The following is a 21,461-nucleotide window of genomic DNA, read 5'->3' on the forward strand; positions in this document are numbered from 1 at the left end:
CAAAAAGGGAGATGCGATCGGTAAAAGACAGGTTCAGCGAATCTATGAACAAGCCATGGTGGCCACCGCGGATCGAATGGAGCGAGAAGGTTTCACCGACGAGGCCAAACAGATGCTGGCGATCCGGTCGGAAACCCATTACCTAAGGCACACTGGTGCGAGCCAGGCTATTGAGGCTGGAGGGGATATTCGTCACATCAGCGAAGAACTCGGGCATGCCAATGCGACTTTCACCGAATCAGTTTACGTGAACTCAGAGCAGGCACGGCGCCGAACCGAGGGTCGGAGACGCCTGGTTTGAATGAACTCGAAAAAATGTTGGCATTGATCCTGATCCCGAATTAGCTCTGCCGGAATTGGCAGAATCCGGTTCCTGACAATAACCTCACTTGGAAAATGATTCTAACGGTCGCGTAATATTAGAAATTACTCTAGGCAGGCGTCTCATGTGGCACACGCGTCTTTTTCATGCCGGTCACAATTGAAGATGTGGTGCTTGAAGAGGGGCTGGCGATCCTTGAGGGGTGTCTCACGGAACTCTCGGGTTAATACTTTCTGTGGTCGTTAAGCTCGACTTGATAGCACGAAACCTCGCTAACGACCAACGAAGTCAGCGACTGTATGTCGCCGACTTCGTCACAAACCGTCAAGCTATTTCAGGACGTGTTCCTGTCATCTTTGGCTCAATACTTCGCGAATCTCATCCATGATGGTCGCCTGCTCCTTACGCGCGGCAAGGGCTGCCTCCATATCCACTTTAACGAACCGAACGGGGGTATTAGGCTGTAACTGACCGATCAGGTCCATGTCAGCTGAAATAACGGTACCTAACATGAAATATCCCCCACCCGAAACTGCATCGCGATGCAATACAATCGGCTCGGATCCGCTCGGTACTTGTATTGAGCCGTACGGATAACACGCGTCCGTGATGTTGGACGGGTCGGCCCCGGCACTGAACGGCTGTTCGCGTTCCACGAACTCAAGTTTTCGTCCACCCTGAAAGCGATAACCCATGCGGTCGGCTTCGTTAGCAACTTTCCAGGTATCCTCAAAAAAATTGCTCTGGGCCTGTTCAGTGAGTCGGTGCCAGTAAAGCCCGGGCACCACACGTAGCTCGGCCGGGTAGGACGGGCCTCGTCTCAGCTCCTTGGGTACCGTTAATCCGTCTTTAACCGTTCTGCTACTTTTGCCGAGGGGCAGTGAATCGCCGGGCTGGACAGGGCGGCCATTAACACCTCCGAGCGCCCCGATCGCATAGGTCGAGCGGCTGCCAAGGTACATGGGGGTGGTGATACCGCCGGAAATCGCAATGTAGATTCGCGCACCGGATTTCAGAAAATCGAAGGACAACACCTGGCCGGCTTTCACGGTGAAGGCAGTCCAGGTATCGCGTGGCTCACCATCCACTTTCGGTGGCAGTTCTGCACCGCATACGGCGACGGTCACATCCTGGGTGAATTCAAGTTCCGGCCCAACGAATACGGATTCGAGCCCGGCCGCTCCCTCATCGTTGCCAACAAGTAGGTTGGCGGTTTTGAGCGCCAGACGGTCCATGGCCCCACCCATGGGAATACCAAGATGATAGTAGCCCGGCCGTCCCAAGTCCTGGATCGTGGTGGCAATACCGGCTGAGATAACATTAACGGTCATAAAGGGCCTCCATCAGCTTGGCGTTGGTACCGTCCATATCGGCATTGAATTCACTTAACGAGAACCGAACGTTTTTGATGCGGGGCATGAATTCGCCCGCCTGCACCTGGGCAATCGCCGCATCATATTCTTCGCGGGTGATTGGCTTGAACTTGACGATGTCCCCCGGCTTGAAGAAAACCATAAAATCTTTCAGGTAGGGAACAGTTTGCTCCGGGTCATAAATCGGCATCGGGGTAATGCCGAACATCTGGTAGCCTCCGGCGCCGCGCACGGAATAGATGCATGAGAAGCTGCCGCCATAGCCGACCGTTTGCCGTGGTGTGTCGGTGCGTGGGCGAAGGTATTTTGGCACCTGAATCTGACGCGACCGGTCGACCATCTGATAGAGAAAAGGTAGGCCGGACACAAAGCCGACCATTGAAACGAACCAGGGCGATCCGGAATGCGCCTCAATGAATTTCTCTACACTGTCATAACCATTGATCGAGGCTGCGTATTCGATATCGGTTGCGTCAGGATCCTGATGGCGTTCGCGGAACCGCATCAGGGTATCGTGCGTCCAGGGATCTTGGTAAAAGACGGGAACTTCAATAATGCGAGTTTCCAGAACATTGTCACCCTGCTCCGACTCGGCTTCCAGCCGCTTCAATTCCTTCATCATGTCGTTGGGGTGAATCACATCCGGATCAAACTTGATCTGGAACGAGGCGTTGGCCGGACAGATTTCGGTAACGCCCTTGATGTTGGCGTTGCGCACAGCGTTGGTCATAGAGAGCGAGACAAAGAATGCCTCAAGCGACATTTCTTCGTCGACTTCTACGAAAATGTGCTCATCGCCGCCAAATGTGTATCGACTACTCATGAGTTTGAGCCCCTTTTTGTTTGATAAGATCAAGGTTGTTTTCCAGCCACGGCTCCAACCAACGGGTATGGACAGCACTTTGCTGCAGCTCTTCACTCTCGACCAAAGCCTGGAACAGTGGCGAGGTGGTGGGCAGTCCCTCGACATGAAGCTCGCCTAGGGCGCGTTTGAGGCGCATCAAAGCACGGTCGCGATCTTCGGCCCAGACAATCAGCTTGCCCAGCAGCGAATCGTAAAAAGGCGGAACGGCATAGCCCGGATAGAGCATGTGGTCGAAACGCACACCCGGCCCATCCGGGGTGAGTAATTTGCCAACGATACCGGGAAACGGCATAAAATTATTAGCCGGATCCTCTGCGTTTAACCGCACTTCGATAGCGTGCCCGGTTCTGCGTATTGTTTCCTGTGTAACGCGCATCTTTGTGCCGCCAGCGATCAAGATCATCTCGGCGACCAAGTCGACACCACAGATCATTTCGGTCACAGGATGCTCGACCTGGATGCGGGTGTTCATCTCAATGAAATAGAAGTTCCCTGTCTCGTCGTCATAGAGATACTCGATGGTGCCGGCGCCCTTATAGTGGACAGCCTTTGCCAGCGCGACAGCCGAGCGGTGCAGTTCTTCGCGAACCCGATTATCCAGAGCGATAGATGGAGCTTCTTCCCACACCTTCTGGCGGCGGCGCTGCAAAGAGCACTCACGCTCAAAGAAATGTACGACGTTTTCGCCATCACCTAATACCTGGACTTCGATGTGCCGGGCACGCTCGATGACTTTCTCTATATAGATGCCTCCATCACCGAATGTTGCTGCTGCCTCCGAGGAAGCCTGGGGAGCAAGCTTCCGGAATTCATCGGCATCATGGGCAACACGGATCCCGCGACCGCCACCTCCGGCGGACGCCTTGATCATTACGGGGAAGCCAATGCTCTCTGCTATTTTTGACGCCGCGTCCATGTCCTCAATGACGCCGTCACTGCCTGGCACCGTTGGTACATTCGCCTTATTCGCCTCGCTCCGCGCAGCCGCCTTATCGCCCATCAGGCGAATCGTATCGCCGTCCGGTCCTACGAAAAAAAGGCCTGCGTCGGCTACAGCGTCTGCAAAGTCTGCATTTTCGGCAAGAAAGCCATAACCCGGATGGATAGCGTCGGCACCAGACTCCTTCGCCGCACTCAGGATCGCATCGATAGAAAGATAGGATTTTGCCGCTTGAGGTGGCCCGATGTTGACCGCTTCATCCGCCATCTGCACGGCTCGACTATCGGTGTCTGCGTCACTGTGCACAACCACGGTAGCAATGCCGAGATCCCGGGCGGCGCGGATGATTCGGACTGCTATTTCACCCCGATTGGCGATCAGCAATTTTTGAATGCCTCGGTTGTTCATGATCACCTCAGGTCAGTTCGGCAATAGTCTGTCCCGCCATAACGGGTTCACCGTCACTGACCGGAAAGTCGGCAATCGTTCCATCTGCATCCGCTTTCACTTCATGGAAGGTTTTCATGACCTCGACAAGACCGATGGTATCGCCTTTGGTTACGGTATCGCCGACTTCGACGTAGGCCGCCTGGTCCGGTGCCGGTTTACGGTAGAACGTTCCTGGGATGGGTGATTTTACTTCATGCTTAGCCATTGTAATGCCTCCTGATTGTAGTTGTTCTGGCGTTGTCTCAAGCGGTTTTAAGCTGCTCGATTGCCTCGTTGACTGCCTTGGCGATGTCCACGGCATTGGGCGTATCGGAATGGACACAGACGGTTTCGGCGCGCACGGACAATGACTTTCCGCTGACGCTGTCCACTTTGCCATTGCGCATGGCTTCGAGAACTCGGGATGCCGCGTATTCGGGGTCTACCTCTCCGTGCGACCGTGTGATGATCAGGCTTCCGTTGTCATCATATTCCAGATCGGCATAGAACTCCGCCAAGAAGGGAATGCCACGTTCCTTGTACACCAATTCGTGCTGCGTACCGGCCAGACCAAGCACTGGCACCCCATAGACTTCGGCGGCATCGGCAACGGCATTCGCGATGTGCTCCATCCGTGCTGCCATGCCATAGAGTGCGCCGTGTGGTTTGAGGTGGGACAATTCGACACCGCTGGCGTCAAGGAAGCCCTTCAGCGCACCGATCTGATAGAGGATGATATTGGCCATTTCCTCACGGCCAATCTTCATTTCGCGCCGTCCGAATCCGGGCAGATCGGGGAGCGAGAAATGGGCGCCGATCTTGACGTTATTCTTGCGCGCCAGCTCTACCGTGCTGCGCATATGGTTAGGATCGGAGCCATGGAAACCACACGCTATGTTAGCCTGGGTGATGTACGGCATCATCCCTTCGTCGTCACCCATCTTGTAAAGGCCGAAGCTTTCGCCCATGTCACAATTAACATCCACATGCATTGTTTGATCTCCTTAATTCTTGAGGGAGGCAACGTAGCGAAGCCTGATCTGGTCTGCGATGACCGCAAGTATCAGCAGAATGCCAAGCACTACGGTTTGTAAATAGGATTCGATTTGCGCCAGGTTCATGCCGTTCTGAATGAGACCGATGAAAAGTGCGCCGAGTACGACGCTCTCAAGGCGCCCTACACCACCTCTCAAACTTACCCCGGCGATGACGCAGGCGGCGATTGATTCCAATGGCATCGAAGCGCCAATGTTCGCCTCCCCTGTATCAATTCGTGCCGTCAAAAGCATACCGGCGACAGCGGCGAAAAAAGCGCTCAGAACATAGGTGAAAAACAGCGTGGCTTTGGTGTTGATGCCGGACAGCGATGCAGCCTTAAGGTTGCCGCCGACCGCATAGAAATACCGGCCCTGGGGCGTTCGGTAAAGGAATACGTATAGGCCGAAGGCCAGTAATGCAGCGACGAATACCGGGGCTGGTATACCGAGAAGGTAACCGTAGCCGAAGGTATCACTGAAGGCCATTGGCATGCCGTAAACAGGCACGCCACCGGTCAGGTAGAGTGCAATGCCGAAACCGACTGATGCCATGCCGAGCGACACCATGAAAGGCGACACGTTGAAGAAGGCGACACCCGCACCGTTGACGATGCCAATCGTGACACCTGCCAGAATGCCGGACAAACATCCGAGTGCAATGGCCAACCAGACCATGTCGGGGGCGATAGCGAAGATGGCCGCCATAACCATAGCCCCAACCACCGAACTCAGTGCCAGCGCCGTGCCAACCGACAGGTCAAAGCCCCCGGTAAGCAATGCCAGCATCTGCCCGAGGGCAACAATCATTAGGTAGACCGATTGACGAAGCACGTTCATCATGTTCTGCAGCGTGAGAAAATTCTCCGACAACAGCGTGAACACAATCATCGCGATGAACAGGAGAAACGGCAGAATGCCAAGCTTGACGAACAGACGCTTGGTCAAGTTCCCAAGGCCGCCGATAGCCGGAGCGTTCGACGCAGTAACAGATTGCTCAGCCATTAACAGGCCTCCTTTTCGAAGAAATGGGCAAGCACCTTCTCCTCTGTGAGTTGGTCGGCCTGTAATTCGGCCTGAGTCCGTCCATGGAAAAAAACATAGGCGCGGGTAGTAAGATGTAGTATTTCGGGCAAATCGGACGAGATAAGGACGATGGCCACGCCGCCGCGTGCGAGTTCAACAATAAACTCATAAATGGAAGCGCGGGTGCCAACATCTACGCCGACTGTTGGTTCGTCGAAAACGATCAAGTCATATTTGCGAGTCAGGGCACGGGCGAGCATCACTTTTTGTTGATTGCCACCGGAAAAGTGTTCGACCGTACGTTCTATCTGCGGCGGCGACAGATTGAGCCGTGTGGTGAGGGCTTCGACCGCCTTTTTTTCGCCACCGCGATTGATAAAAATACCTTTCGAGAATGGCTCTATGTCGAGTGAAGCGAGCGCAACATTCTCCCGCACCGAGCGCGTCATCATCAGGCCCTCGTTGTGCCGATCGGCAGGTAGATAGAGGAAGCCGTCGCGTATATTGCGTTTTGGAGTGTGGCCGGTGATACCTTGGCCATTCAGCATTACGGTCCCAGTGCGGATTGCCATGGCACCGAAACATGCCTGCATCAATTCCGATTTGCCCGACCCAACCAGGCCGGCCATGCCAACAATCTCGCCAGCCCGCACAGTCACCGATGCGTCGACCACTAAACCGTCGTTCGTCGTGACATTTCTGGCATCAAGCACCACATCGCCTGGCGCATTCAGGTTCAGCTCCGGAAAAATGGCGCCGACCACACGACCAGTCATGAGCTGAACCAGATCATCCTCCGTCGCTTCCGCCGCATTGACAGTATCGATGTAGCGGCCGTCGCGAAGAACAGTGATACGGTCGCCAATCCGGCGAATTTCGGCCATTCGGTGAGTAATGTAGATGACTCCGACCCCGCGTTTCTTCAAGCCAGCGATCAACTCGAACAACTGGTCAGTCTCGTGCGTGGTGAGTGAGGCCGTAGGTTCATCTAGGATTAATACTTGGAGCTCGGACCGGAACGCCTTGGCTATCTCGACCATCTGCTGCTCTGCGCGGGTGAGGCGATCAACAAGTTGATCGGGTTTTAGCGCGAAGCCAAGCTCCTCAAGCGTCTCTTGTGCCTCGCGGCTGATGCGGGCTTGATCGAGTAGCCCGGCGCGCCTGGGCTCGGCACCGAGAAACAGGTTCTCTTCCACCGTCATTTGAGGGATCAGTGAAAATTCCTGGAAAACCGCAGATATTCCGAGAGAGCGAGCGTCGTGAACTGAATCAAGTGTCACCGGCTTGCCTTTGTAGGTGATTCGACCCGTGCTCGGCTGGTTGGCACCAGCCAAAATGGAAATCAGGGTCGACTTTCCTGCACCGTTCTCACCGAACAGTACATGGACTTCGCCGGCACGCAGTTCGAAATCCACACCATCAAGCGCCCGGACACCGGGATAATCCTTGGTAATGCCCTTGGTCTGGAGGAGCGGGGTTACCCCCGCCTCCCCACAACTCTTCTGTTTGTTGATTGAATCCAACATGGCTTACTCTACCGAGAAGACCGGACGGAAGCCCGCTGGTGCCAGGGTCGAAGCCGGGTCAAACTCGTCGTAGTTTTCCTTTGTTACTACATAGAGCTCAGGACCGACGTGCTTCAGATAATCCTTGCCTTCCAGGATCCGCACTGCCTGGTCGACAGCGATGCGACCCTGGATGACCGTAGAATCGGTTGGTGCAGCAAGGATCTGGCCACGTGCGATACCTCGATCAACACCCGGAGCATAATAATAGGAAACGACCTTAACCTTGTCCGTCAGACCGCGTGAACGCAGGATTGGGATGGCCGCTTCTGCAGTGACCGCAGTGCCGACAATGTAATCAAGATCCGGATAAGTCTGGAGGGTATCCTCGACGAGCTTGGCTTGGGCTTCCTTACCAGTGTCGCCGTATTTGGTTTCTACCATCTCGATAGCCGAACCCTCTACCGCGCCCAGAAAGCCAGCATTACCCGCTTCGACCCAACCGGCACCGGCGGGTCCCGGGAACCAGGCAACTTTTGCTGATTCACCACCGGCAGGATGCAGGTCGGCCAGGAACTCGCCAGCTTTGGCACCCATTTCACCAAAGGATACCAGCGACTTGGCCGAGAGTTTGTCGGACGACATTCCATTGATAACGTCGATGACCGGGATACCATCCTCACTGATCTCAGCGACCAGACTGTTAAGCCCGTCATAAGCGATAGCGCCGATAATAACGGCATCACCGCCTGCTGAAACGCAATCCTCAATCTGCGAGATCTGAGTATTGAGGTTGGTGTAGCCACCCGCGTCGGTAACTGTGGCTTTCACCCCAAGCCGTTTGGCTTCTTCGGTGATTCCGTAGTTGACGCCCAGCCAGTAGGCATCCTTCATGTGTGGAAAAGAAACGCAGAGATTCCATTTCTGCGAGGCTTCATCGAGTGGTTCGTAATCGGCCTTGCTGCGTGGGCTCTCCATGTTGAACGGCGGGGTCCAGACTTCGACAGGATAGGGGTACCATTCTTCGGCCATTGCGCTGCTGGATAGAGCAAATGCCATTGCCACGGTCGCAGTCGATGCGCTGAGGATTTTTTTCATTATTGTTTCTCCTGATATGAACGGAGCGGTGATGCCGCAACGCCAATCCCCTTTGGAAAGGCGATGTAAAAACCATAAGATGTAATAGGAAATTTGTATAATACGATTTTCAAAGACCCATTATCTTATAATTTGATACACTGATTACTACCCTCCCGCAGCTCATGTTGACATGGCAAGGCGGTTCAAATGTGATTGGGTTATTTATCTAATAGCAGAAGATGAAGGAAAAATTAGGCAGGTTCGGCGAATGCAATGACGGAGGACGTCGGGAGTCCAGTGCAATCCGGCAATATTTTTCACTCAATTAATTAAATAGTTATTATAAAAATTATGAATATACCTACAATTCGACAGATTCGTTACTTCATTGCCGTCGCGAATTTGGGTCAGATTTCACGGGCAGCCTTAGAGCTTAACGTTTCCCAATCTGCAGTGACGACGGCTGTAAAACAGCTCGAGGAAATTGTCGGAACCCCGCTGCTTGCCAGGCATGCTGGTGGTGTGGCACTGACCTACGAGGGTAATATCTTTCTTGATCACGCCCGGCGAATATTGGCTGCGATGGAAGAAGCAGTCAGGTCCCCGCGCCGCTTGAGGGATGACGTAAAGGGCACTCTTCGTTTGGCAATGACCTACACGGTTGCTGGCTATTATATTCCAACTTATATTGAGCGGTTCCTTCGCGTGTTCCCCGGTGTGGACCTGCAGTTAACCGAATCTTCGCGAGCTGCAATCGAAGACGGGCTTGCTTCAGGGATGTTTGATCTAGCAGTGATGTTGACATCTAATATCGTCGATCAGGAGGGAATATCCTATGAAACCCTGCTGCAATCACGCCGCAGACTGTGGCTGTCGGCGAACCACCCCCTTCTCGAATTGCCATCGATCTCCCTGGCCGATGTTGCTGCCCAGCCCTACATCATGCTAACAGTCGACGAAGCCAGTAACACGACGCAGCGCTACTGGAACCGCACGAGCTACCGACCACATACAATTTTCAGGACAAGTTCAGTTGAAGCCGTGCGTTCAATGGTTGCCAGCGGCATGGGGGTCACGATTCTGTCTGACATGGTCTATCGGCCATGGTCGCTCGATGGTCGTCGCGTCGAGGTCACCTCACTGGCCGATCGGATACCGACAATGGATGTCGGTCTCGCCTGGGCCACTAATGTCGAGCAAAACACCGCCGTTTCCGCTTTCCGCGAATTCATGCATGTTGGTGAAGAGCCTGACGCGCGATGAACACACCATCGACCCTTTACAAATTTTCATGCTCTAGACCGAGGACTACCGACTGAAAATCATGCAGGCGTTTGCCTACGAAATCATTGCCTCCTTTTCATTAATCTGGCTGGCGAATTTAGTGCTGTGTGTGGAAACTCAATCGCCTTCATTAATCTAGAATCAACTTTAAGTTTCTTCAGCACTTTCCATAGAATTGTGAGCCCGAGTCATCGATTTCGCGTTCCAGAAATTTAGTTCCTTTTGTGCTCGTCCAACGGGCCAGCGAAAAAACCAGCTACGAGCGCCATCTTTTCGTGAACGTAACGATGAAAAGCCTGCTCCTCCGGGTTAGCGACCTCGCGCCCCGGCCCCTGGATCGCGGCCAGATGCGGACGCGAACCTTCGGAGACTTCAGGCGAACCATCGTGGATGGCGAGCCCTACTGGGTCTATTCCGTTTTCGGCAAGGGCGACAAGACCCGTCAGGTCACTCTGCCTGATGCCTACCTTGATTACCTGAAACGATGGCGTTTACATCTGGGACTCACCTCCCCCCTGCCCGTTCCCGGCGAATCCACACCGATCCTTCCCTCCAAAAAGGGAGATGCGATCGGTAAAAGACAGGTTCAGCGAATCTATGAACAAGCCATGGTGGCCACCGCGGATCGAATGGAGCGAGAAGGTTTCACCGATGAAGCCAAACAGATGCTGGCGATCCGATCCGAGACCCACTACCTTCGGCATACCGGCGCCAGCCAGGCGATAGAGGCCGGTGGCGATATCCGGCACATCAGCGAAGAGCTCGGGCACGCTAACGCAACCTTTACGGAGTCGGTCTACGTAAATTCCGAACAGGCCCGCAGGCGGACTGAAGGACGGAAACGGCTGGTTTGAACGGACTTGGGAAAATACCAGTACTGTTTGTATTGCACCGAAGCCCCCTACTCATGGCTATCCCTGACGGATCGCCGTGAGTACCTTGTCCTCGAAGCGGGCCAAGGCGCCAGGATGCTGTTCGCGCTCGCCATGAGGAAACGGATTGGGTAACTCGTCGATCAGGTGGCCTGGTGAGCCGCCCATCACCACCACACGATCGCACAGTCGGACGAGTTCTCTTACGTCATGGCTGACGAAGATTACTGTGATATGGCGCTCCAGGACTCGCTGACGCACGAGCTCCAGCAGATCCATTGAGGTGAAGTAGTCCAGGCTCGAGAATGGTTCGTCCATCAGTAACAGGTCTGGCTCCGCGGCTAGCGCGCGGGCGATACCCACCCTCTGGCGCATGCCTCCGGAGAGCTGTGCGGGATACTGGTCTAGAGCGTGGCCTAGACCGACGGATGTCAGAGCATCCGCGGCAGCACTGCGGCTCTCCTCAGTGCCATTACGTCTCACAAGCGCCACATTGTCCTTTGCGGTAAGCCATGGAAGCAGGTGGGGTTCCTGGAACACCATGCCCAGACGCTCGAATCCCCGTTCCATACGCCCCGCCGTTGGGGTCTCCCGGTCGGCGATTAGCCGCAGCAGAGTTGACTTACCAGAGCCGCTCACGCCACATATGCCGACGATCTCGCCAGCTCGCACCGTCATGTCAACTCCCTGGATGCCGGCGTCTGTAGAGAATCGACGGCTGAGGCCTTTCAGCGTTAACAGCGGTTCCCCCACTTTTCCAGCGAACGGTCGTGACGCCACTTCGAGTGGGCTAGCGGAGCAATTGCAATGGTGGTGTTCATTCATGATCGAGCCGTCTCCTGATCAGTTGCCTGGCAGGATGAACCAACAGGTACTCAAGGGCCAGGCCCAGCACAATGATCCACAAAATGACCGCATATACGTCGTTGATCTCACCGTAGAGATAGCTGCCCCACAGAGAAGGCCCCAGACCTTGGCTGGCGGAGAAAGCCTCGGCCATGATGATGCCGCGCCAGGCAACCGACAGTGCTCCCGAGGCGGCACCAGCCAGAGTTAATGCCAGGGAAGGAAGCAGGATGCGTGTCAGGCGAATCCAGCGTGACAGGCCATAAACATGTGCCATATCCATCAGGCCGGCATCGATCTGCCGCAGGCCGTGACTGGTTGCAATAACGATCAAAGGGAGTGCCATGCTGACACCGACCAGGATCGGCGGTCCTGCTCCCAAGCCCAGCCAGAGAATGGCTAGAACAAGCCAGGCGATGGTGGGTGCCGCTTCGACGATCACGATCACAGGGTGGAGAAGTCGTTCGACCAAGGGTGAAGACGCAGCCCAGAGCCCCAGCAGGGTGCCGCCAGTCATGGCGATCACGAAGCTGGCCGTAACGTTGGTCAGAGTGACGGCGGTATCCCGCCACAGCGTTGCCCTGGATAAGGCAGAGACCAAGTGATTAAGCACTGGGCCAGGACCCGGCAGGATAGATTCGGGTATCTGGCGGGCCAGCAGCCACCAACCGATCACCAGCAGGGTCATGCCGGCAAACGGTGTCAGCAGGCGAGGCAGACTCATTGGAGGAACATACCTTCGGGTGCGCTAATGTCGAAGACTCTATCGAGGTAGTCAACGACTGTCTGACGTGTCATGTCGCCGGTGGCTGCGTGCCACTGAACGCGCTCTGCACGGAGCATTTTTCTGAAGGTGGCTTCCGGAACGGGCATACGAAAGAAGTCCCGATAGCTGGCCGCGGCTATCGCAGCAGCCTCTGCATGGTTGGCAGGATCCTCGAGCCAGCTTACAACTTCGGTGAGCGCAGCGACCAGGCGCTCCCGGGTCCCGGGTTCTACATCCGGGTGGGCCTGCCAGAGCGCCCCTAGGGGAATAGTCCCGCCGAGATGTTGCGCAGGGTCGAGACGAATTTCCCAGCGCTGCTCCCATTCCTGGGCTTCCTGTTGATCCAGTATCAAGCTAACCAACGGCTCGGGAGCCGCCACCCCTCTTGGAGCCCGCTCTGAACTCCGCAGCTGCTGCATCAGGACGGCGCCCGCGCCTCCAGTGATAAATTCCGGCCGGATGTTTATGCTGGCCAGGGCCTTCTCGGTCACCACGTGAGGTGGAGTGGATGTGCCCGGAGCAACCAGTACTCGCTGGGATTCAAGCGTTTCGAGCGGACCAGCGCCGACTGGTTGCAGCAGGTAGATTCCTTGCCACACCCAAGGCGTGACCAAGCTCAGATCTTGAAGGCCACCCTGGTAGAAACGCACGCCACCAACAAGGTTGAACAGGGTAAAATCCACTCGCCTGCCCTGTATGAGTGCGCGCATCCCGGACGGGTCGCCGGCCGGGTTGGAGATCAGGATGAGGTTATCTGCCGGCAGGAACTGCGCCTGCCTGGCCTCCAACACAAAGATCGGCAGGGCGTTAGGATCCGGAGGCAAGGACAATCGAATGTCAGCGGCCTTCAGCGCTGGAGCCACAAGGAGCAGCGTAAGGTTGAGCACAAGAGCATGAAGACGGGTGGTCGACCGCATGGAGATCCTCACTAGTGTCTCTTTCGTGAATGCAAATGATAGTACGTCGCATTATAAGGTTATGCAAGTCTGGCATAAATGGCGTCCACCTGAGGCCGGCCTGCAAACCAAATTCCATTCTGTTCTTAGGTTATATCTCAAGCTTCTCTGAGTTTGATGGAACTGCTAACCTTGGAATGGAGTATTTCAACTTTCCATTAGTCGTTCAGGGCTTATATGCAGGGAATCACTCGCACCAAAGAGTCCTATTTCCTTGTCGTTGGCGGTGGTATTACTGGCCTTTCACTTGCTCTTGAGCTCGGCCGCCACAAGAAAAACGTCACTTTGGTTGAGGCCGACGAACAATTGGGCGGAAATATCCGGTCAGTTAACGAGCGAGGATGGCTCATGGAGCTCGGGCCCAACACGCTCATGGCAAAACCTGGGCTATATCACCTGATAAAATCACTGGGCCTCACGGAAAAAGTCATCTTTCCGCCCTCCGCCAGTCGTAGGCGTTACGTCGTCAAAGATGGTAAGCCAGTTGCCTTGCCTGACAGCTTGAAATCAGCGTTAAAAAGTCCGCTCATAGGAACTGAGGGTTGGGGCCACCTTCTCAAAGAGCCTTTCCGAAAACCTGCATCACATGAAGAAACACTTGCCGTCTTCATTCAAAGACGTCTCGGTCAGAATATACTCAACTATTTCGTTGACCCATTTGTCTCAGGCATTTATGCCGGGGTGCCGGAACAGCTTTCAGCCAAGGCAGCTTTCCCTCGCCTCCACAGCCTCGAACAGACGTATGGGTCACTACTGTGCGGGGGAATTGCTCAAATTCGCAGCAGCAAAAAACGGCAGGCTCAAGATCGTAAGGATGGTTTTCCTGACAAGTGGCGCGGCAAGCTTGTGAGCTTCCCAAAGGGGCTTTCCACCTTGACCGATGGAATTAGAGACGAGCTGGAGCAGCTACCCAACGTTCGCATCGTAACCGGCAGCAAAGTGGAAAAAATCCTTCAACGTGATCAAACGTGGCATGTACTCGATCAGAAGGGAAAAGCTTTTGTTGCCCGCAACCTGATCCTCACCACTCCAGCATGGGTCAGCGGGAGGCTTATGCAAAGCGTGGACGCTCAACTCCAATCTGCGCTGGAAACTATTCCTTATCCGCCACTTGCCGCTGTTGTGTTGGGTTACACGGATAATGCTATCAAACACCCGCTAGATGGCTTTGGCATGCTTATCCCCAGCACAGAAAAAAAGCAAACCTTGGGCGCTTTGTTTTCCTCTGCACTTTTTGCGGAACGCGCTCCAGCCGGGCGGGTGCTTTTCACCTGTTTTATAGGTGGTCGCAAAACCCCGTCTGTCGGTGAATGGTCAGATGAGCAATTGATAAACACAGTCAATACAGAACTAAGTGAGATACTCGATATAGACGCCGGTCCAGTATTCACGAAAGTGGCTCGGTGGTCGCACGCCATACCGCAGTACGAGGTTGGCCATCTAGCACGAATAGCCAAGATCGATGACATTGCGCAAAAATATGCAGGCCTTCACCTGATGGGAAACTGGCGGGATGGTATCAGTGTAGGCGATTGTATCGATAACGGTTTCGCCATGGCCAGAAAACTGTTGAGCGCCGATAGGTTCGCCAGCACTCAACGGCTGGCGCTGCCAGTTCCGCATAAAAACTAAGGGTGAGCGGAATTTACTTACCGTTTGCTAATGTCTGGTAGAGCTCATCCTTGAGCTGCGCTCGCCACGTCTTCAACCGGTGCATCTTGTCATCACTGATGGGTCCGCCTCTTTGTTCCAGCCCTTCGATTTCCTGGTCCAACTCCGAGTATCGGGTGAGTTTCTCACTGAATTTCAGATCGTTGGCCTTCAGTTCTTCAATCCGATCCTTGTATTCGGGGAATTCCTTGTGGAGTTCGTGGCTGGTGATGCCCATAGTGATTGGCCTCCGATTAACTGAATTTGAGCGAGCGTTTGGCTCTCCCCTCATCATAGTAGAACTGGAACATTCCTGTGGGGTCTTTGACAAATCGCTAATAACCTCCGGAGCCCCCAAGGTATAGGATGGCACTATTGCAACCAATGCCAGTCAGTAACACCGTATACCTGAGGAATAACAAGCATGACCTACGCCCGAATCGTTGGCACCGGCTCCTATCTTCCGGAGAAGATCCTGACCAATAAGGACATGGAGTCTCTGGTGGATACTTCCGACCAGTGGATTCGGGAACGTACCGGCATCGAACAGCGCCACATTGCCGAGGACGGACAGACCACGGTGGATCTCGCCGAGCAGGCCTCGCTCCGGGCGATTGAAGCAGCCGGCATCAAAGCCGAAGACATCGATCTCATCGTGTTTGCCACGTCAACCCCGGACAAGATCTTCCCGAGCTCCGCCTGCATCCTCCAGGCCCGCCTTGGAATTCATGGCTGCCCGGCTTTTGATATCCAGGCTGTGTGCAGCGGCTTTGTCTACGCCCTGTCCGTTGCGGACAAGTTCATCAAGACCGGCAGCAGCAAGAAAGCCCTGGTGATTGGCGCAGAAGTGTTCTCCCGGATCCTCAACTGGGAAGATCGCGGTACCTGTGTACTGTTTGGTGACGGCGCCGGTGCAGTGATCCTCGAGGCCAACGAGGAAACCGGCATTCTCTCAACCCATATCCATGCAGACGGCCAGTACGAAGAGCTGCTGCAGGTGCCCTGCGGCATTGCCAATGACTTCGAGCGGGTGAAGGCCGGTCTTGCCTTTGTGGAAATGAAAGGTAACGAGGTTTTCAAGGTAGCAGTGAATACCCTGGGCAAGATCGTCGATGAGACCCTTGAAGCCAACAACATGGAAAAGACCGATGTGGACTGGCTGGTGCCGCATCAGGCTAACCTGCGGATCATTTCGGCGACGGCCAGGAAGCTTAAGTTGCCGATGGATCAGGTGGTGGTGACCGTGGACAAGCATGGGAATACGTCGGCGGCGTCCATTCCCCTGGCGCTGGATGTGGCTGTGCGGGACGGGCGGATCAAGCGCAATGAGGTGGTGTTGCTGGAGGCCTTTGGGGGTGGGTTTACCTGGGGGTCGGCGTTGCTTCGGTATTGAAAGAAGGGGTCAGATGAAAGCGTTCATCTGACCCCGACTTCACCCCTTCCAGGGAATCAACTCTCCCCCACTGCCCAGCTGGTACAACCATAACCACTGGTTGTTCACCAACGCCGCCACGTCCGGATGTTTTTCCAGTACCGCCCGGATACGGGCTTCCGGCGCGTCTATGACAACCGTCAGGCGCATGGGTTCGTGCCTCCAGAGGCGGCCGTCGTGGACCGACTGGATCGGCAAGCCGATCCGCAGGTCTGTGCCATTTCCTTCGATTACTCCGAGATTGCCTCCCACCACGGAATGCAGCAGCTTGTTGCCGGCACCGTAGACCGTGGGCGCGGTGACGGAGGCGAAGTACTGGAGGTTGATCCAGTTTGCCACCACCATCGGGGCGGTCATCAGTGCTTCCAGGATCTTACCGTCCTCATCCAGAGCCGGGTCGTAGTCGTGGAGGAAGCAGCGACCACCAAGATTGGCACCACGGCTGCGCTGGCGTTTGGCGAAGATAATCGCCGCGTTGTTGGCCAGACCCCATTCCGGCCGGATTTCCGCCCAGTTGTTGGTGCGTCTGCTCAGCTCCTGCTCCAGCTGTTCGTCCGTGACCCCGTTGAGCCCCAGGCTGGTGGCCCGTTCACGGCGGGTCTCGTAACCGGCCTCCGCCAGGGCCCGCTCCAGCTCCTCAAGCCGGATCAGGTGAGAGTCTGGGACCCGGTCACGGCCAATAATTCTGACCCGGTCCGTGACCGTGCAATGCTCCGCCGCCAACGCCCAGCAGTAATCCGGAATGCGGATACCCCGCTCTGCCAACCCCTCGCGAACAATCCGGTCGTTGAGCAGCTCGGCGGCGATCCTCGCGTTGATACCTCCATTCTTGCCACCGCAGGCACCACAGGCCAGTCCGGCCTCGTTGGGGTTGTTGTCGGTGTGGGTTCCGTGGCCAACCAGTAACAGAAGGCTGCCAAAGTTGCCGGTGAGCGACATGCCCCGCAACAGGTTCTCGGCAATTGCGACCCTTTCCTCGTCCCGGACCGGATCACCTCCGTGCACGTGGCACAGGCGTCCTTCCCCGAGCCCTTCCTCACCGGATGCTGAAGCGGAATTCCGGTTCAGGCTGTCACGGATCAGTTTCCATGCCCAGGCAAGCCCGGTTGTTTCCACCAGGGTAAAGGTGGAAAGACTGGAATACTTGCCCTTCCGAACTGATTCCCTGGTCATCTCCCGTTGGTCCAGGCGACGGTTCAGGTCCATATCTTCCGTCAGGTTCCCGGTGGATTCATTGAACCGGTAACTGGGTGCCAGCAGGCCCGGAAGCCGCGGCTCATCTTCCCTGGGCCCCGGCTGTTGATGGGTCACAGGAACGCCGAAGAATCCCGCAAAGCCGATGGTCTGGATTCCCGGTCTTCCTGATTCCAGATGGCGCCGGAACACCTCGGAACGAACGTCAATACAGAACGCCGCCTGAATGGCCGGTGGCGTTACCTTGTCCTTCTCGTGGTGAGACGCGGCCTTGATCAGCCGGTCCTCCAGGCTCCGGGTCCACGCCAGTTCGAATGCCCGCTGGAAAAGCCAGGGACCCATTTCCTGAAGATCAAGCGCCGGTGAATCGCTCGCGGTGTCCGTCCAGGCTCCCCGGCTGCGCTGCCATGCTGCCTTACGCTTCACCGGCAGGCGGTCGATCGCAAGCCACTCCCAGGCCAGAAGAATCGTCAGGAGTTCGTCACAAACGTGGGAGCCACGGCCTTCCAGTCCCGCGCGCCAGTCAACACCCCGGCACCAGGAAGCCCATCCCGGCATACCGCCAAGCAGGCTGTGACCCAGGGCCTCAAGTTCACCCTCGGTATAGGGCAGGCCTTCGATAATCCGTTCGGCCGCCTGATGCCAATCGGTTGGGAGTCCGGCGAGTGCCTCGCGAGTAACTCCAAGCTCCGTTCCCTTGCCTGGCCAGGGATCGATGCGGGTCTGGTCCAGCCAGAATGCGAACAGACTTCCGGAGTCATCCTCAGAGCGCCACCGCGACTGTCTCTGGTCAAAAAATCGTGCGCAGATACGGCCAACCTGTTCCCTGACCTCCGCCGCCGGGGACGGCCGGGAATCCGGCGCCGCAAAATGTTCCAGTGCGGAGAACACCTGCCGGGTGCCACCGGGACTGCGTTTCAGAGCACCAATGACGGCATCGACCGACACCTCCAGCTCCCGCTCCGAAATCGCCTCCAGAAGATCCTCCTCCCGGATCCGACCGCTTTCCAAGGCGTTCAGGTAGAACTCGGCGGGCATCAGCACACCTATACCGGCATTGCGCTGCAGTTTGCGGGCTGCGCCAATCATGGGCAGGTCACGCAATCCCCACCAGGGATTCACGGCGATCCAGCGGTCCAGCGGCCAGATCGGAGCAATCGTCTGGCAGATTCCCGACAGCAAGGCGGTTACCTCTTTCTCGGGGGCCGCCAGGGCAACGGCGAGTTTAGCGGTCATGATCTTTCTCCTGCAGTAGCGGGATAACCGGACAGGTGGTCGCGGGCTTTGTGCGGAACGTTCAGCGCATCACTGGCGAGTTTGCGGGTGATCTGCTCGAAAGGCTGCTCAAGGCGCAGCCCCAGGCTGAACCTCGCCTGGAGAACACGGACTGCCCTCGCCCGGCTGGCAACCAGGATCAGTACAGAGAGCAGTGCCAGCGCGATCAGGATTGCCCAGGCAACCATGGAAGCCTCAAGGGGCGGCACCATCGGTTCGTGCGCTCCGAATGCACCCCCAAGGACGGCGTGCAATGCACCATAGAGCGGCACCAGCATGAGGGCCATGGTCATGACGAGCGCCCGTGTTTTGCTGCTGGCACCGTTTGGAATGCCGAGGATGACGCTGGTAACCGCGAGGACCAACAGGCCGGCAAGCACCGATTTGCCCTGCACCAGATCGGGCCAGAACCAGAGAATCAGGGTGGCGAGTGCCGCACCGGCACCGGCCAGCATGATGTTGCCGCCGGTTGCTAAGCCGGAGTGGAACGAGATGGCGGAGACCTTGACCGTCCGGCCCGACGCCAGGAAGGAATGTGCCTTGTAGAGGGAGTGCGCGAGCAGGTGCAGCAGCGCCAGCACATAGGCCCCGAGCGCGATTTCGAACAGCATGAAGCCCATCTGGGAGATGGTAGACCAGGCCAGGGCATGTTTGACAGAGGTCTGGGTCATCATGGTGAGTACCGCAATCAGGGCTGTGCCCCCGCCCACCACCAGCAACAGCGCATGGCCGGCGGTGAATCCCTCAAACACCGGGAACAGTCGCAGCCACAGGAAACCACCCAGGTTGATGACGCCGGCATGGAGCAAGGCAGAAACCGGTGTGGGAGCTTCCATGACCCGCAGCAGCCAGCCGTGGAAGGGAATCTGGGCACATTTCAGGATCGCAGCCACCGCCAGAAGTACGGAGGCAAGCGTCAGTGCTGCGGAAGATTGGCCTACAGCCGCTTCCGCGGCGATCATCTCGGGCAGTCGGAACGTGCCGTAATGACTCCAAAGCAGCAGCACACTGGCGATAACGCACACATCCCCGAGCCTGCTGGCAATGAATTTCTGGGCTGCGGCGAGCCGCGCCTCCGGCCGGTCTCCGTAAAGCGTCAGTAGTTGGTGCAGCGCGAGGCTGACACCGATCCAGGCTCCTGCCAGTACCAGCATGTGGTCGGTAAACACCAGCAGGAGCACAGAGGCCAGCGTGGTCAGGAACCAGGGCAGGAAAGTTTCCCGTGCCGGATCGCCGGCCAGATAATCACGGGCGTACCGGAGAATCACCCATCCGATGAACGCCACCATCAGGCCCATCCAGACGGCCAGCGCGTCCGGGTACAGGCCAAGGCGGGCACCCATTTCCGGCAGTCCGGTGTCAATCAGCCAGGCATCCAGCAACAAAAGCACACCCACGATGCCCGTGGTTGTCAGTGCTCCCAACAGGAGGCCCTCGGAAATGCGCCAGCAATGGCGGAGTTTGAGAGGGTTACGTGTCCAGTTACTGAAAACGGCAACGGCAAAGAAACTGATTGGCAGCAAAAGCCAGCCAATCAGCACCGGAATGGATAAAAAACTGAAGCTCTCGTTCATGCTTAACTCCCTTCATCGCGTCCGCATACTTTGCCGGGAGTGCAGCATTGATAAAAATGGTTTATAAATATCATATCGTTCACTTAAACAGAACGTTTAATCCGGGAATGCTCGAATGCGACTGAACTACCACCACCTCTACTATTTCTGGACCGTGGCCCGCGTCGGTCATCTGACCAAGGCTGCGGAATCACTTCACATTTCCCAATCGGCCCTGTCCGGTCAGATCCGAAAACTGGAGGAAAGCCTGGGGCATGACCTTTTTATCCGTGAGGGACGCCGGTTGCGGCTGTCTGAGGCGGGACGCGTTGCCTTCAACTACGCCGAGGATATTTTCCGGCAGGGAGAGGAACTGGCTGCGCTGTTCCGTTCCGGGAGCCAGACCAATCGGGAGATTCTCAAGGTCGGCGCAGTTGCCACGCTATCCAGGAACTTTCAGGAGGGATTTCTGAGGCCGCTGCTGGGGCGAAAGGATCTGGAACTGAAGCTCCAGAGCGGTAGCCTTGATGATCTGCTCAGGCGCCTGTCTGCCCACCGGCTGGACCTGATTCTCTCCAATCAGCCGGTCCAGGGCGATGAGCAGAATCCCTGGCGTTCCAGGCGCCTGGCCCGGCAACCCGTGAGTGTTATCGGCCCGCCGAGTGATGACAGCATGCCTGACCTGCCCAAATTCCTGCACGGGAAGAACCTGATCGTGCCCGGCCCGGACAATCATATCCGTCAGGCCTTCGACCAGATCTGCGAATACCACGGCATCTACCCGAACATCATCGCGGAAGTGGATGACATGGCCATGATGCGACTGCTTACCCGTGATACCCGAAACTTTGCGGTGTTGCCGCCGGTTGTGGTCAGGGATGAACTGCGAGCCGGGGTATTGCAGGATTACGGAGCCCTGCCCGGTGTCTACGAGGAGTTCTATGCGATCAGCATCCGCCGCCAGTTCCAGCAATCGCTGGTATCGGAACTGCTGACTCAACCTGCAGATGAGCTGCTAACCTCCCTGCCCGGTTGAGAATTCTGACTAACGCCAATGTG

20 protein-coding genes are annotated in these 21,461 nt (G+C 56.3%); 6 read left to right on the forward strand and 14 right to left on the reverse strand.

Features of this window, described 5'->3' with window-relative positions; all coding sequences use genetic code 11:
• Positions 1–301 (forward strand): tyrosine-type recombinase/integrase (locus tag ACESMW_RS05310; RefSeq protein WP_372986018.1); only part of this gene is annotated, 301 nt, incomplete at its 5' end.
• Between the two features lie 371 nt (positions 302–672).
• Here the strand turns inward: ACESMW_RS05310 and ACESMW_RS05315 are convergent.
• The 8 genes from ACESMW_RS05315 to torT are packed head-to-tail and all read right to left on the reverse strand — an operon-like array spanning position 673 to position 8,592.
• Positions 673–1,653, reverse strand: a complete 981-nt coding sequence (locus tag ACESMW_RS05315) for a biotin-dependent carboxyltransferase family protein (RefSeq protein WP_372986019.1) — start codon at positions 1,651–1,653, stop codon at positions 673–675.
• Positions 1,643–2,518, reverse strand: coding sequence for a 5-oxoprolinase subunit B family protein (locus ACESMW_RS05320; protein ID WP_372986020.1), 876 nt, complete (start codon positions 2,516–2,518; stop codon positions 1,643–1,645). The genes ACESMW_RS05315 and ACESMW_RS05320 overlap by 11 nt, the downstream gene beginning before the upstream one ends.
• On the reverse strand, positions 2,511–3,908 hold the full coding sequence (locus tag ACESMW_RS05325; protein ID WP_372986021.1) for an acetyl-CoA carboxylase biotin carboxylase subunit: 1,398 nt from the start codon (positions 3,906–3,908) through the stop codon (positions 2,511–2,513). Before ACESMW_RS05325 ends, ACESMW_RS05320 begins: the two co-directional genes overlap by 8 nt.
• A 7-nt stretch (positions 3,909–3,915) precedes the next feature.
• Positions 3,916–4,155 carry an acetyl-CoA carboxylase gene (locus ACESMW_RS05330; protein ID WP_372986022.1) on the reverse strand — a complete coding sequence of 80 codons (240 nt, stop codon included), beginning with the start codon at positions 4,153–4,155 and terminating at the stop codon, positions 3,916–3,918.
• A 37-nt stretch (positions 4,156–4,192) separates the two neighbouring features.
• A complete protein-coding gene (locus ACESMW_RS05335) occupies positions 4,193–4,921 on the reverse strand; it encodes a LamB/YcsF family protein (protein WP_372986023.1) in 729 nt (242 codons plus the stop codon).
• A gap of 12 nt (positions 4,922–4,933) precedes the next feature.
• The gene (locus ACESMW_RS05340) at positions 4,934–5,968 is read right to left on the reverse strand and encodes an ABC transporter permease (protein ID WP_372986024.1); all 1,035 of its coding nucleotides are present in this window, start codon (positions 5,966–5,968) and stop codon (positions 4,934–4,936) included.
• Positions 5,968–7,515, reverse strand: a complete 1,548-nt coding sequence (locus ACESMW_RS05345; RefSeq protein WP_372986025.1) for a sugar ABC transporter ATP-binding protein — start codon at positions 7,513–7,515, stop codon at positions 5,968–5,970. Before ACESMW_RS05345 ends, ACESMW_RS05340 begins: the two co-directional genes overlap by 1 nt.
• Before the next feature lie 3 nt (positions 7,516–7,518).
• On the reverse strand, positions 7,519–8,592 hold the full coding sequence (torT, locus tag ACESMW_RS05350; RefSeq protein ID WP_372986026.1) for a TMAO reductase system periplasmic protein TorT: 1,074 nt from the start codon (positions 8,590–8,592) through the stop codon (positions 7,519–7,521).
• Positions 8,593–8,925: 333 nt separating this feature from the next.
• Between torT and ACESMW_RS05355 the strand changes: the two genes are divergently transcribed.
• Both ACESMW_RS05355 and ACESMW_RS05360 read left to right on the forward strand, forming a co-directional pair.
• Positions 8,926–9,837: a LysR family transcriptional regulator gene (locus tag ACESMW_RS05355; protein WP_372986027.1), complete on the forward strand. Its 912-nt coding sequence runs from the start codon at positions 8,926–8,928 to the stop codon at positions 9,835–9,837.
• A gap of 308 nt (positions 9,838–10,145) precedes the next feature.
• Positions 10,146–10,712, forward strand: a complete 567-nt coding sequence (locus tag ACESMW_RS05360) for a tyrosine-type recombinase/integrase (protein WP_372986028.1) — start codon at positions 10,146–10,148, stop codon at positions 10,710–10,712.
• A gap of 57 nt (positions 10,713–10,769) precedes the next feature.
• Here ACESMW_RS05360 and ACESMW_RS05365 read toward each other — a convergent pair whose 3' ends face one another.
• The 3 genes from ACESMW_RS05365 to ACESMW_RS05375 form a co-directional block, all read right to left on the reverse strand.
• Positions 10,770–11,408 (reverse strand): ABC transporter ATP-binding protein, encoded by a 639-nt coding sequence (locus ACESMW_RS05365; RefSeq protein WP_372986029.1) that lies wholly within the window; start codon positions 11,406–11,408, stop codon positions 10,770–10,772.
• A 139-nt stretch (positions 11,409–11,547) separates the two neighbouring features.
• Positions 11,548–12,300: an ABC transporter permease gene (locus ACESMW_RS05370; protein ID WP_372986030.1), complete on the reverse strand. Its 753-nt coding sequence runs from the start codon at positions 12,298–12,300 to the stop codon at positions 11,548–11,550.
• Entirely contained in the window at positions 12,297–13,172 is an 876-nt protein-coding gene (locus ACESMW_RS05375) for a hypothetical protein (RefSeq protein WP_372986031.1), read from the reverse strand. Before ACESMW_RS05375 ends, ACESMW_RS05370 begins: the two co-directional genes overlap by 4 nt.
• A 303-nt stretch (positions 13,173–13,475) precedes the next feature.
• Here ACESMW_RS05375 and hemG point away from each other — a divergent pair, with 303 nt between their 5' ends.
• Complete coding sequence (gene hemG, locus ACESMW_RS05380) at positions 13,476–14,930, forward strand: protoporphyrinogen oxidase (protein WP_372986032.1); 1,455 nt, start codon at positions 13,476–13,478, stop codon at positions 14,928–14,930.
• Positions 14,931–14,943: 13 nt separating this feature from the next.
• Here hemG and ACESMW_RS05385 read toward each other — a convergent pair whose 3' ends face one another.
• Positions 14,944–15,186, reverse strand: a complete 243-nt coding sequence (locus ACESMW_RS05385) for a YdcH family protein (RefSeq protein WP_372986033.1) — start codon at positions 15,184–15,186, stop codon at positions 14,944–14,946.
• A 186-nt stretch (positions 15,187–15,372) separates the two neighbouring features.
• Between ACESMW_RS05385 and ACESMW_RS05390 the strand changes: the two genes are divergently transcribed.
• Positions 15,373–16,341, forward strand: coding sequence for a beta-ketoacyl-ACP synthase III (locus ACESMW_RS05390; protein WP_372986034.1), 969 nt, complete (start codon positions 15,373–15,375; stop codon positions 16,339–16,341).
• A 39-nt stretch (positions 16,342–16,380) separates the two neighbouring features.
• Here the strand turns inward: ACESMW_RS05390 and ACESMW_RS05395 are convergent, their stop codons facing one another.
• Together ACESMW_RS05395 and ACESMW_RS05400 are read right to left on the reverse strand one after the other, a co-directional pair.
• The gene (locus ACESMW_RS05395) at positions 16,381–18,810 is read right to left on the reverse strand and encodes a YbcC family protein (RefSeq protein WP_372986035.1); all 2,430 of its coding nucleotides are present in this window, start codon (positions 18,808–18,810) and stop codon (positions 16,381–16,383) included.
• On the reverse strand, positions 18,807–20,423 hold the full coding sequence (locus tag ACESMW_RS05400; protein ID WP_372986036.1) for an NADH-quinone oxidoreductase subunit L: 1,617 nt from the start codon (positions 20,421–20,423) through the stop codon (positions 18,807–18,809). The genes ACESMW_RS05395 and ACESMW_RS05400 overlap by 4 nt, the downstream gene beginning before the upstream one ends.
• 115 nt (positions 20,424–20,538) lie before the next feature.
• Between ACESMW_RS05400 and ACESMW_RS05405 the strand changes: the two genes are divergently transcribed.
• Positions 20,539–21,438: a LysR family transcriptional regulator gene (locus tag ACESMW_RS05405; protein ID WP_372986037.1), complete on the forward strand. Its 900-nt coding sequence runs from the start codon at positions 20,539–20,541 to the stop codon at positions 21,436–21,438.
• The last annotated feature ends 23 nt before the right edge of the window (positions 21,439–21,461 follow it).

Origin of the sequence: Marinobacter sp., from assembly GCF_041690455.1 — a bacterium.
GTDB lineage: Bacteria > Pseudomonadota > Gammaproteobacteria > Pseudomonadales > Oleiphilaceae > Marinobacter.